Origin of the sequence: Acidianus manzaensis (genome assembly GCF_002116695.1) — an archaeon.
In the GTDB taxonomy this organism is placed as follows: domain Archaea; phylum Thermoproteota; class Thermoprotei_A; order Sulfolobales; family Sulfolobaceae; genus Acidianus; species Acidianus manzaensis.
On record NZ_CP020477.1, the window covers coordinates 640,406 to 653,008 of the forward strand.

Annotated in this window: 13 protein-coding genes; 6 read left to right on the top strand and 7 right to left on the bottom strand. The window is 31.6% G+C overall.

All coding sequences use genetic code 11. The features are described 5' to 3' along the window. Window positions 1-33 precede the first annotated feature (33 nt). Together B6F84_RS02990 and B6F84_RS02995 are read left to right on the top strand one after the other, a co-directional pair. Window positions 34-456, top strand: coding sequence for an SRPBCC domain-containing protein (locus tag B6F84_RS02990; RefSeq protein WP_148690855.1), 423 nt, complete (start codon window positions 34-36; stop codon window positions 454-456). Next, on the top strand, window positions 453-872 hold the full coding sequence (locus tag B6F84_RS02995) for an SRPBCC domain-containing protein (protein ID WP_148690856.1): 420 nt from the start codon (window positions 453-455) through the stop codon (window positions 870-872). Before B6F84_RS02990 ends, B6F84_RS02995 begins: the two co-directional genes overlap by 4 nt. Here the strand turns inward: B6F84_RS02995 and B6F84_RS03000 are convergent. Further along, window positions 843-2,411: a GTPBP1 family GTP-binding protein gene (locus tag B6F84_RS03000; RefSeq protein WP_148690857.1), complete on the bottom strand. Its 1,569-nt coding sequence runs from the start codon at window positions 2,409-2,411 to the stop codon at window positions 843-845. The genes B6F84_RS02995 and B6F84_RS03000 overlap by 30 nt on opposite strands. 60 nt (window positions 2,412-2,471) lie before the next feature. Between B6F84_RS03000 and B6F84_RS03005 the strand changes: the two genes are divergently transcribed. Further along, complete coding sequence (locus tag B6F84_RS03005; RefSeq protein ID WP_148690858.1) at window positions 2,472-2,984, top strand: ZPR1 zinc finger domain-containing protein; 513 nt, start codon at window positions 2,472-2,474, stop codon at window positions 2,982-2,984. Here the strand turns inward: B6F84_RS03005 and hsp20 are convergent. Both hsp20 and mce read right to left on the bottom strand, forming a co-directional pair. Further along, window positions 2,953-3,471, bottom strand: coding sequence for an archaeal heat shock protein Hsp20 (hsp20, locus tag B6F84_RS03010; RefSeq protein ID WP_148690859.1), 519 nt, complete (start codon window positions 3,469-3,471; stop codon window positions 2,953-2,955). The genes B6F84_RS03005 and hsp20 overlap by 32 nt on opposite strands. A 50-nt stretch (window positions 3,472-3,521) precedes the next feature. Further along, window positions 3,522-3,944, bottom strand: coding sequence for a methylmalonyl-CoA epimerase (gene mce, locus B6F84_RS03015; protein WP_148690860.1), 423 nt, complete (start codon window positions 3,942-3,944; stop codon window positions 3,522-3,524). A gap of 87 nt (window positions 3,945-4,031) precedes the next feature. On the opposite strand from mce, the gene B6F84_RS03020 reads away from it, so the two are divergent. Continuing rightward, a complete protein-coding gene (locus tag B6F84_RS03020; RefSeq protein ID WP_148690861.1) occupies window positions 4,032-5,690 on the top strand; it encodes an acyl-CoA mutase large subunit family protein in 1,659 nt (552 codons plus the stop codon). On the opposite strand, the gene B6F84_RS03025 is transcribed toward B6F84_RS03020, so the two are convergent. Both B6F84_RS03025 and B6F84_RS03030 read right to left on the bottom strand, forming a co-directional pair. Continuing rightward, on the bottom strand, window positions 5,680-6,204 hold the full coding sequence (locus B6F84_RS03025) for a phosphoribosyltransferase (protein WP_148690862.1): 525 nt from the start codon (window positions 6,202-6,204) through the stop codon (window positions 5,680-5,682). The two genes, B6F84_RS03020 and B6F84_RS03025, sit on opposite strands and share 11 nt — an antisense overlap. Next, window positions 6,197-7,288: an alkaline phosphatase family protein gene (locus B6F84_RS03030; protein WP_148690863.1), complete on the bottom strand. Its 1,092-nt coding sequence runs from the start codon at window positions 7,286-7,288 to the stop codon at window positions 6,197-6,199. The genes B6F84_RS03025 and B6F84_RS03030 overlap by 8 nt, the downstream gene beginning before the upstream one ends. 147 nt (window positions 7,289-7,435) lie before the next feature. Here B6F84_RS03030 and B6F84_RS03035 point away from each other — a divergent pair, with 147 nt between their 5' ends. Then, window positions 7,436-8,995 carry a phytoene desaturase family protein gene (locus tag B6F84_RS03035; protein WP_148690864.1) on the top strand — a complete coding sequence of 520 codons (1,560 nt, stop codon included), beginning with the start codon at window positions 7,436-7,438 and terminating at the stop codon, window positions 8,993-8,995. 54 nt (window positions 8,996-9,049) lie between these two features. After that, window positions 9,050-10,849 carry an AAA family ATPase gene (locus B6F84_RS03040; protein ID WP_148692817.1) on the top strand — a complete coding sequence of 600 codons (1,800 nt, stop codon included), beginning with the start codon at window positions 9,050-9,052 and terminating at the stop codon, window positions 10,847-10,849. Here the strand turns inward: B6F84_RS03040 and B6F84_RS03045 are convergent. Both B6F84_RS03045 and trxB read right to left on the bottom strand, forming a co-directional pair. Beyond that, on the bottom strand, window positions 10,846-11,622 hold the full coding sequence (locus B6F84_RS03045; RefSeq protein ID WP_148690865.1) for an inositol monophosphatase family protein: 777 nt from the start codon (window positions 11,620-11,622) through the stop codon (window positions 10,846-10,848). The two genes, B6F84_RS03040 and B6F84_RS03045, sit on opposite strands and share 4 nt — an antisense overlap. Before the next feature lies 1 nt (window position 11,623). Then, window positions 11,624-12,595, bottom strand: a complete 972-nt coding sequence (gene trxB / locus B6F84_RS03050) for a thioredoxin-disulfide reductase (protein ID WP_148690866.1) — start codon at window positions 12,593-12,595, stop codon at window positions 11,624-11,626. Window positions 12,596-12,603: the final 8 nt, after the last annotated feature.

A 12,603-nucleotide genomic window follows, 5' to 3' on the forward strand; every position in this document is an offset into this window, starting at 1 on the left:
AATATATTTTATTATGTAAGATTAAAGTATAGTATGCAATATCAAGGTACAGTAGAAGTAAGTGCAAAAAAAGAAGAGATATTAAATATTCTAAATAATTTAGAAGACGTAGCTAAATGCTTCCCAGGTATAAAAAGTGTTTCAAAAGATGGTGATGAATATAAAGTAACAGGAAGTACTGGTATAGGGTTTATAAAAGGTGATTATAAGGCTACAATAAAATTTGCCAACGTGACTTCTGATGGATTCGAACTTATAGCTAAAGGAAATGGCATGAATAGTAACGTAGATATAAGTGCAAAAGTTAATGTCTCAGATAATAAAATAGAATATTCAGCTGATGTGAAGGTATCTGGTGTTTTAGCTTCAGTTGGGGCTCGATTAATGGATCCGGCAATAAATAAAATGATAGCTCAACTTTTTGAGTGTTTAAAAGCTAAGGTAGAATCGAAATGAATAAAATTTCCGGAGAAGAAAAAATTTCCAGTAAAAAAGATACCCTATCTTTTTTCACTGATTATAAAAATTTATTGAATTGCACTCCTGGAGTAAAAGATATAAATAATGATTCTTTCACTGCTGAGATTAAAATAGGTCCTATAAGAGTAGAAGTTCAAGGTAAAGTCAAAGAACATAAAGTAGTGGATAATAAAGTTATAGATGTTATAGAAGTTAATGGCCCAGGTATAACAGTTTCAATAACGACTAATGTAAATGTAGAAGATTCAAAAATCGTTTGGGATGCTCAGTATGAGATTTCTGGTAGTTTAGCTAATGCCTTACAGAAAACTATTTCTAAACAAGCAGAAGAAATTACTAGAAAGATAATATCTTGTACTATATCAAGACTCAATACTACTAATAATACCTAAACCTCTTGTTCTTCCTTCTCTAAACACAAATATCTGCCCTTTCTCTATATACTCTGGCCTATATAGAAATTCCAGCTCTACTTCAGAAGAGTCTCCAGTTCTTAGTAATCCTTTTTCTATTTTTTCGAATCTAGCTGCTTGCCTTATAGTATATAAATGTATAGTTGCCACATAACCTTCTTTGATTGTAGTAGGATGGTGTAATACAATTATTTTAGCTTTGAAAGATTTTGCAGCTGTAGGTTTAGATTTAGTTATTACCATACCCTTCCTTAATTTTTCTTTATCAATACCTTGTATAGCAAATGTTGCTATACTTCCTTGTTTTACTTCATCTACAAATACTCTATTTACTTGGATACTTTTGACTTTTGCCTCTAAAAATTCTCCATCATCAGAAGGGCCTATAAATATAGTATCATTAGACTTTATCTTACCTCTAATTACTGAACCTAAAACTACTATACCTACACCTGTTACATTATATATTTCATCAATGTAGACCAATGGTTCATTTACTTGTGATATTGCTTTTCTTGGAGGGAGCATGTAGAGGAATTTAGTAAGCAAATCAATATTCTTGCCAGTTACATTAGAAACTTTAAATATTGGTACAACTCTACCTGTTTGCAAGCCTATTATTGATGTTAGGATATCATCCTCGTTCTCTACTTCCATCACTAATCTGTTTATTCCAGGTATTCTAAGTACGTTCTTTATATCGTTAATTATCTCTTTAATTCTTTCTTCTGGGAATTTGTCTATTTTAGTAATAATTATGAAAATAGGATATTTTAAAACTGAAGCTACAGCTAAATGCTCTCTCCCCATTATGCTTAATCCATCATCACTGCCCACTACTAGCATAACATAATCTGTTTCATATCCCATTAAACCCTTTAACGTGGTTCTAAGATATCTTTCATGCCCTCCTAGATCAATAAGTCTTAATATCTTAGAACTTCTTAATGTTACTTCAGCTTCATCAAGAGGATCCCTACAATAAGGATTTATAATTCTTCCTTGATTATCAAAACCAAGTATTCTTAACGTTATTGATGATGTTCGACCGCTAATAACTTCATGAAGATATCGTGCAATAGCAGTTCTAAGCGATCCATTTCCATCATCCAATTTTCCTAAAACTAAGCTACCCGTAATAGTACTTTTTCCTGCATTCACATGGCCCATTACTGCAATATTTACCTGGATCGGCATTTCACTTTTATGTATTCTTATTAGTAGTTCAGCTACGAACTTAGATTTTTTAATCTCTACTATTCTTTTGTGCACTATTTCTGCATTTATTATCTTTGCAATTTTATTTATTTCATTTATACTATTTTCTAGATCTTCTTTGCTTAGACCTATTATTTCCCCGTCATCATCAACTCCTACGATATAGATAGCTTCTCCTCCGCCTTCTTCTATTCTGTACTTCATTTGGGTAGCTAATTCTTGCAATCTATCTTCTGGTACGTCAGATAAGATAAGTTTATATTCTATCTTGCCTATATCATTTTCTCGTGGTAGTTTCATTTCACCACTTTGCTGTGTATAATATTTGTGAATACTACCAAATAAACTTTGGTTGAGATTATGGAACCTAAACTTATTTCAGAACTAAGATTAAAATGCCCAGTATGTGGAAAAGAAACATTAATAGCAAGAGATTATTTATATGAAGCCGAAAATGTAGGAAAATTAATCTTATCCAATTGGACATGTGAGAATTGTAATTATGTATTTAAAGATGTAAAACCTTATGAAACTGCAGAGCCAAAAAAACTAGAGTTCAAAGTAGAAGAAGAATCTGATCTTAATGTGATAGTGTATAGATCTCCATTTGCTTCTCTCTATATTCCAGAATTAGGGATTGAAGTATATCCTCAAAATGCTTCACAAGGTTTAATTTCAACTGTAGAAGGTGTATTAGAAGATATTTTAGAATATCTAGGTACATTATGTGATAACGATAATTGTAAAGATATTTATGATGCAAAAGATGGAAAAATTCCATTTACTTTAATACTAGAAGATCCATCAGGAACTAGTTTTATAAAAAGTGAAAAAGTAAAAATTACTCAACTTTTATCTCTTTCCCAGTATTAGTTTCTTTTTTCTTAAAAACTATTTCTAATACACCATTCTTATAGTTCGCTTTAGCAGAATTTTCGTCAACTTTTGCTGGTAATTCCACTTCTTTGTAGTATTTCTTATCACCCTCTTGGGCAGTTATAGTTAGAGTATTCCCATCTACTTTTACTTTAATGTTATTTTTATCAACACCTGGTACTTCTGCTATAACTCTTACTTCATCTCCTTTTTCTATGACATCTACTAGTGGTTCTCTTTCTTCGCTAATTACTGGCTTACTTCCTAATCTCTTTACATTACCAAATTCTTCAACTATTGGCTTTCCATCTGGGCCCATAGTTACGCTAAATCCATATACATATGGACCAAATGTTTTTACATCTCCTTTTCCAGCATTTTTGAAGAATTCTCTTTCCATATCTTCAAATTCGCTCTCTATCTCTCTGATTAGATCATCAAAATAATCAAATATATCATTAGTTTTCTTCTTTTTGCTTGACATTATGGATCAAATATATTATTTACTTCACTAAATTTAAAATTTGCCTAAGTTTAATGCCTTTCTTGAACTAGCTCCAAAAGTACTCCTAATACACTCTTAGGATGAACAAAGGCTACTAAATGACCTCTAGCACCAGGTCTTGGTTCTTTATCTATTAATTTTAATCCTTTTGTTGATAGGTCATTTAATGAAGTCTTTATGTCTTCAACTTTTACTGCCAGATGATGTAATCCTGGTCCTCTATTTTTAAGGAATTTTGCAATTGTATTATTTTCGTCATCATGATTTATTGGCTCTAATAATTCTATTGCAGTTCCTTCCTTTTCTCCAACTAGGAAAGCAACTTTTAATCCTCTATCTTCTAGGACTTCTTTATCTATTAGTTTCATGCCTAAATTCTTCTCATAGAAATCTATTGCTTTTTCTAGGTCTTCTACTGCTATTCCTATATGATCAATATTTTCTGTTTCCATAAATATAACATAGCATTTTAGCTTATAAATTTGATTAAAAAGCAAAGATTATATACTTTTTAAACAATATATTATCAGGGTTTAGAGTTGGATATAGAAGATAAAGTAAAAGAATGGGAATCGAAGGTTTACGCTTCATGGGTATCCAAAAGAAAAGAAAGGAAATCAAAGTTTATCACACCTTCAGGAATAGAAGTTAAGCCTCTTTACACTCCTTTAGACTTAAAGGGAAATTATAATGATAAAATTGGTTTTCCAGGGGAATATCCTTTTACAAGAGGAATTTATCCAAACATGTACAGAGGAAGAATATGGACAATTAGACAATATGCAGGTTTTGGATCAGCCGAAGATACTAATAATAGATTTAGAAAGTTACTAGAGGCAGGGCAAACTGGATTAAGTATGGCCTTTGATTTACCTACACAGTTAGGTTTAGATCCAGATCAGGAATTGGCATATACAGAAGTAGGAGTAGTAGGAGTATCAATGTTTCATTGGAAAGAAATGGATACTGTAATGTCTGCTATACCGATGGATAAAGTAAGTACTTCAATGACAATTAATGCTACTTCCATAGAATTAGTTTCAATGTATGTAGCTACTGCAGAAAGTAGAGGAATTGACAAAAAAGTATTAGACGGAACTGTACAGAATGATATTTTAAAAGAATATATAGCTAGAAAGAACTTTATTTATCCTCCAGAACAGTCCCTAAGATATGCAATAGATTTAATCGAATATTCATACAAAAATATTCCAAAATGGCATCCAATTAGTATAAGTGGATATCACATTAGAGAAGCAGGTGCAGATGCCCCTTTAGAAGTTGCATTTACATTAGCTGATGGAATAGAGTACGTAAGAAAAACCGTAGAAAGGGGAATCCCAGTAGATGATTTCGCTCCTACATTATCATTCTTCTTTGCTGGATATACAAATATATTCGAAGAAATCGCTAAGTTTAGAGCAGCTAGAAGGATGTGGGCTAAGATAATGAAAGACTGGTTTAACGCTAAAAAAGCCGACTCGATGACGTTAAAATTCCATACACAAACTGGCGGAGCAGAGTTAACTGCACAACAGCCAGAAATAAATATCATCAGGACAACTCTTCAAGCTTTAGCTGCAGTGCTTGGAGGAACTCAAAGTCTTCATGTTAATTCTTTCGATGAAGCTGTATCTTTACCAAGCGAAAAAGCAGCAAAAATTGCTATAAGAGTTCAACAGATTATAGCTTATGAAAGTGGAGCCACTGAAACTGTAGATCCATTAGCAGGTTCATATTATATTGAGTGGTTAACTGATGAAATAGAGGATAGAGCTTGGAAAATCATAGAAAAGATAGAAAGTATGGGAGGTATGATGAAAGCAATTGATAGAGGATATCCGCAAGCAGAAATAGCTGAAAGTTCGTACAGAATACAAAAAAGAATAGAGGATGGAGATTTAACTAAAGTTGGAGTTAATTTTGCTTATGAGCCAGATTGGATAGGAACTACAGAAGTATTTAGAGTAAACCCTGAAATTAGGGAAAAAGTTCTATCTAGATTAAAATCATATAGAGAGAATAGAGACGAGATTAAATGGAGGGACTCTTTAAATAGTTTAAGGAAAGCTGCAGAAAGTCAAGAAAATCTATTTCCTTACATATATAATGCAATAAAAGCTGGAGCTACAGTAGGGGAAACAAGTAAAGTATTAAGAGAAATATGGGGAGAATATAGGGAACCAATCATTTTTTAGTCATTAATTTTAGGAATCTTTCTTTATTTTTAACTGGAGCGTCAGAATTTTCTCTTACCACATCCCATTTATCCCAAGGAAATATGATCCATTTGTCTACACTTTTGCTATAGTAATCTGGAATTCTCTTAGACCATGGTTTTATGTAAATTGTAGCAGTTTTTATTACCTTAGGGTTAAACATTGTTATTATATTAGATACAGCATCTAATGTTTCTCCACTGTCTGCTACGTCATCAACTATTAACACGTTTTTATTTTCTATATCGTTAACGTAAACTGCCTTAATAGTTGGTTTCGAATTAGTTCTTCCTACGCCTCTATAAAATTTTATTTCTATATATCTAATGTTTTTTATTCCTAATAGATCAGAAAATAACTTTGCTGGGATAACTCCACCAGTAAGTATTGCAACTATTACATCAGGATAAAAATTGTCCTTAATTATTTTCTCAGCTATATCAAAAATATTATCTTCTATATCATCCCATGAAGGAATATAGTAATCAACCATTAATAGTCACCAATGGAGTTTCAAATTCTTCATTTAAAAGTCCACCGTGGTGTCCTTTTAGTTTTCCGTATTCTCCATTTTCTTTATAATCAAATATATATGCAGTAGAATCTAAAGGTACAGCAATATAATCTGGTAAATCTATGCTCTGATCTACTCTACCTAATAAAGAAGAAAACTCGCTCTTCTCAAAGATTTTTACATTGTATCTACTATAAAGGTAAGTTTTCATATCGTATCTACTTCTTAAAAATAAAGCTCTTGAATCTCCATATGGAGGAACGTCAAGCATATTTAGAAATTCTGTTTCTTTATTTAAGTCTACGTTATTTCCCACTTCCACATGTCCATGATCAGCAGTAATGATTACAGTATATTCTGGATATTTTTTGGAAATATTATAAATACTCTCAAAAATATATTTTGCTGCAGTTAAAGTAGGCTCAGAATAAGGTCCATATTTATGAGCTAAAGAATCTACTGTTGGGATGTATAAATAAACAAAATCATAATTATTTTGTAATGTTTGAGAATAAGTATATATAGCGTCCCAATCGTCAATATATGTTTTTGTTTCGCTAGTATTTCCGTGAGTTGCTTTACTGAATTCTGTATTATCAATACCTTTAGGAACAATTTCTACTGTTTTCTTATCTTTAACTTCTGAAAGGTAGCTCTTAACATTTGGAAATACATTCTTAAATGGTATTGAAGGTTCTATAGAATCTCTAGAATTTATAGCTGGATGAGTAAATTTTAATGTATTTATTATACCACCTAATCTTTTTACAAAAGTGTTATATCCTAAAATTCCATGTTCTCCTGGTGTTTCTGCAGTAAACAATGTAGTTAAAACTGTGGAAGTAGTAGATGGGAATACGGTTTGAAATTTTTCTGCTTCCTTGACAATTGCATTAGCTTTGTTTAATATATTCCATCCTAAACCATCTAGTAATACTAATGCGAGTCTTTTTCCTGAAATGTTCATTTTATTAATGCAATTTCTTTTTACTCCAAGAAAATCCGCTATTCCACATGCTAGCGTATATATGTTTTTTTCGTAATTTGGTAATAATAGGCTCATACGAATAATCTTTAAATAGTGTTTATAAAGTAGTTTATCTATGACTATCCTAAATGTTCTATACGACTTCGCATATGTTACTATAGCTTTAGTTGCAATAGGAGCAGCATTATCAATATTAACTTGGTTCTATAATAGAAAGAAGTAATGACTTATGACGCAATAATCGTAGGAGGAGGACATAACGGGCTAGTAACAGCTAATTACCTAGCAATGAATGGGCTAAAAGTAGCAGTATTTGAAAGAAGGCAAATAGTAGGAGGAGCATCAGTAACTGAAGAGTTATGGCCTGGTATTAAAGTATCTACTGGAGCTTATGTATTAAGCTTGTTTAGACCTAAAATAATAGAAGATTTAAAACTAAAAAAATATGGATTAAAAGTATATACTAAAGATCCAGGTTTATTTTTACCATTAGAAAATGGTAAGAAACTTTACATATGGTCTGATATAGAGAAAACTCAAAAAGAGATAGAAAAATTCTCAAAAAATGATGCTAAAGCATACGAAAAATGGGTAAAATTCTGGGATCCTCTTTATGAATTAGCAGACTTTTTAATGTTAACTCCACCCATAAGTCTGAACGAATTAGACAACCTAACAAAAATAATAAAAACAGCAAATATAGACGAGGACGTTGCTCTGTCTATTGCAAGGACATTCGTAACAGATGGAAAATCTTTATTAGATGAGTTTTTTGAATCAGACGAAGTAAAATCTGCATTAATAGAAGATGCCGTTGTAGGAACTTTTGCATCTCCTTCAATGCCAGGTACGGCCTACGTTATGGCACATCATGTTATTGGAGAAGTAAATGGAATAAAAGGAGCATGGGGATATGTTGAAGGGGGTATGGGTGGTGTTACGCAAGCGTTAAAAAAATCAGCCGAAGCCTTAGGTGTAGATATTTATGAATCTTCTCCAGTGGATGAAATTATAGTTAAGAATAATAAAGTAAAAGGAATAAAATTGTCTAATGGTAAAGAAATAGATGCGAAAGTAGTAGTATCTAATGCAGATCCTAAAACTACATTTCTAAAATTATTAAGGAATGCAGAAATTGATGATAGAATTATAAAAGGAGTAAAATTACTTAAAACATTAGGAGTATCTTTTAAGATTGTAGGATATTCAACTGAACTTCCAGATTTCGGTAATGGGAAGTCCTTACAACCAGAACATATAGCTTCAGAATTAATTATGCCAAACATGGAATATATAGAGAAATCTTATTCTGATGCAAAAGCCTTTGGTTATTCTAAAGAGCCTTGGTTATCTATTAATATACAATCATCAGTAGATCCCACTGTAGCACCTCCAGGAAAATTCTCTATTTCTATATTTGGTCAATATTTACCTTATAATAAAAATTTAGATGAAATGAAAGAAAAAATAGCTCAAATTACTTTTGATAAAATCAGAGAATTTGCACCTAATTTCAAACTAGAAAAATATGAAGTAATAACACCATTAGATATAGAGAGAAGGTTTGGAATTACAGAAGGTAATATATTTCATGTTGATATGACGCCAGATCAGCTTTACGTGTTTAGACCATTATCAATAATAAATAAATATTCAACACCTATTCAAGGCTTATACTTATGTGGTTCTGGTACACATCCTGGTGGAGGAGTCACTGGAGCACCAGGTTATAACGCAGCTAATAAAATCATAGAAGATTTTAAAAGTGGAAAAATAAAATAAAAGAAGATTAATCTATTCTTATATACGTGCTAGACAATATGTTTATTGATAGTAATGATCACACAAGTTGAATTGATCATCATACTTTTTATATTTCTTTCTGCATTATCTTTCATACTTATGGGACTGTTTAAAAGATTTACTACAAACTTTATGACTAGCGACAAGGCTAATCAAATACAGCTAAAAAATAAGAAGAAGGAAGAAGAAGTAAAGAAAGTAAGCTGGACTGATATTGGAGGATATGAAGACGTAAAAAAAGAAATAATGGATTATGTAGAATTTCCAATGAAGAATAAAACACTTGCAACAAAATATGGCTTAAGACCACCTAAAGGTATATTATTATTTGGCCCACCAGGTTGTGGGAAAACACTAATGATGAGGGCATTAGCAGGAGATGCAAAACTAAATTTCATTTATGTCAATGTAAGCGATATTATGAGTAAATGGTATGGAGAGAGCGAAGCTAGACTTAGGGAATTATTTGCAAATGCTAGGAAGAATTCACCTTGCTTACTTTTCTTTGATGAAATAGATACTATAGGAACAAAAAGAGAAAGTCATACTGGTGATTCAGTAACTCCTAGACTCTTGTCTTTAATGCTATCAGAAATAGATGGATTGCAAAGTGATGATGGAGTTATAGTAGTAGGTTCGACTAATGTCCCACAACTTTTAGATAAAGCTTTGCTTAGAGCAGGACGTTTTGATAAATTAATTTATGTGGGTCCACCTAATAAAGAAGCAAGAAAGGAGATATTAAAGATTCATTGTATGGGAAAGCCATTAGCAGAAGATGTAGACTTTGATAAAATAGCTGATATGACAGAAAGATATAGTGGAGCAGATTTAGCCAACATATGCCAAGAAGTTGCTAGAAAAGCAGCTATAGAAGCTATGTCTTCAGGTAAGGACATAAAAATTACAATGCAAGACTTTATAGATATTATAAAGAAATATAAACCTAGTATAACATTACAGATGTTGGAAGATTTTGAAAAGTTTAGATTAGATTTTGAAAGAAGATCTAGTAAAGGAGAAGATTTAGAATCAGAAATTGCTGATAAGATAACACTAGATGATATAGGTGGATATAATAAAGTAAAAACTGAATTAAAAGAACTTTTAGAGTTACAGCTTAAATATTCGAGTTTAATGCAACAGATGAAAGTTCCTCCAATCAGAGGAATATTGCTATATGGCCCACCAGGAGTGGGAAAGACTATGATGGCTAAAGCGTTAGCTAAAACCTTAGATGTTAAATTAATATCAGTTAGCGTTGCAGAAATAATGTATAAAGGATATGAAGGTGCAGTCTCTATATTGAAAGAAGTATTTAATAGAGCAAGAGAGAATAGACCTTCAATTGTATTGTTAGACGAGTTAGATGCTATTGCGTCTAAAAGATCACAGAAGAATAATGCTGATTCTTCTAAGGTAGTTAATCAATTATTAACAGAAATGGATGGTATAAGGAACTTGAAAGAAGTTGTAGTAATAGGTACAACTAACAGATTAAGAACCATAGATCCAGCATTGTTACGTCCTGGAAGATTTGATATAATTGTTCATATGGGATTACCTAATAAAGAGGAAAGATTAGACATATTAAATAAATATCTCGGAAAAGATGTTTGCGAGAATGTAGGTTGTAATGAAATAGCAGAAAAAACTGAAGGATATACTGGCGCAGATCTAGCAGCTATTGCAAGGGAAGCTAAAATAAGAGTATTAAAGGATATAATAAAGGGAGATAAAAATAGGATATTAACCAAGGAAGATTTAGAATTTGCATTAAAGAAAATTAAGCCATCAACTCATGAAAAAAATGATGGGAACAATAAAAATTAATCATTTATTGATTTCAAGAATTTTTCATCGGAAGTTACTATAACTTCGGGTACTACTGAAACTTCCTTTAAGCTAATTTTTATCTTGTTCCCCCTTAAATCTATAGGTTCTATACCTAATTCTCTACAGAAACCAGATGATGCAGCAATATCTACATTTCTAAGTTTTTCTCTAATGTCAAAATATAAGTAAGCTCTGCCCGTACATACTAAAATCATGTCTAAAGAAGACGAACCTAAGTTTCTTATTTTAAAATTAGTAAGTTTTGAGAAAATTTTTCCCACAATATCTAATTGTGTCTTATTATAATATGGAAGAACAATATTATTTATTGGATTTTTTCTTTCTATCTTTTTCTTATTGATATATGATCCTGTATGATCGTATGAATAGATATTTTTCCCAAAGACCTCAGCTACTACACCTGCATATTGTTCATACTCTTTTCTTTCATTATTTTTCTTAAATACCGCAATAGAAACTGATGACCAAGGTATTCCAGTGATATAATTAGTACTTCCATCTAATGGATCAATTACTGCAATATATTCTGAGTTTTCTTTTATTTTTGGTTCACTTTCTTCCGAAATGAAGGAAAATGAATACCCAGAATGAGATAAAAGATCAAATATATAATCTTCTGATAATTTATCAGCTTTTCTTGTAGTATCTCCTTGATGATATCCTAGTATTTCATCTATGCCTTTTTTATCATGTATTTCAAATAGGTATTTACTAGCTTCTTCTCCTACTTTATTTAAAAAATCTAGCAATTTAATTATTACCTCTCTTTTCGTTTAAATAAGTATATGCGGAATGTGCTGCAACCGCACCTTGGGCAGTAGCAGTTATTATTTGTCTAAATCCAAGCCATAATCCAGTACAATCTCCTGCAGCATAAACTCCAGGTAAATTAGTCCTCATCCATTCGTCTACTTTTATATAGCCATGTGAATCCGTTTCTATATTATTTGCTCTAGCAAAGTCAGCTGGTGGTTCAAATCCAATTTCAACAAATACTCCATTAACTGGTATCTCTTTTATTTCGTTTGTTTTGAGATTTTGAATTACGGCGCTTTTGACTATTTTTTCTCCTTTGATTTCTTTAACTGCAGAATTAAGGATGAATTCAACATTTGGTTTTTCTTTTACTAGTTTTACATAATATGGTTGGGCTTTAAATTCATCTCTTCTATGTACTAAGTATACTTTTGTGGCATATCTTGAAAGTAATTCTGCCCCTTCAAAGGCTGAATCTCCACCACCTACTACAATTACTGTTCTGTTTTTGAATAATGGAGCATCACATATAGAGCAATATGATACTCCTCTTCCTGCAAATTCGTTTTCTCCTGGGACGTTAAGTTTTCTTCTCTTTACGCCAACTGCAACTATTATTGTGCTAGCTCTATATTCTCCTTTTCTTTTAGTTTTTACTATATATTCTTCTCCTTCTTTTCTAAAACTTTCAACGTGATCTAAAATTACTGGTACATTATATTTTTCTATATGGGCATTGAACGTTTTTATCATATCTTGTGCTTGTATTCCAATTAAACCTAGATAATCGTCTACTTCTCCTGCTTCAGTTAATTGTCCACCTGGTTCTTCGCCGATTACCAAAGTTTTAAGCATATATCTTCCTGAATATAATGCTGCACTGTAAGCAGCTGGACCTATTCCTATTATTATAACGTCAAACTTTTCGTTAGGAGATACATTGTAAGATTTAGGAATTAGACTCATGGTTATAT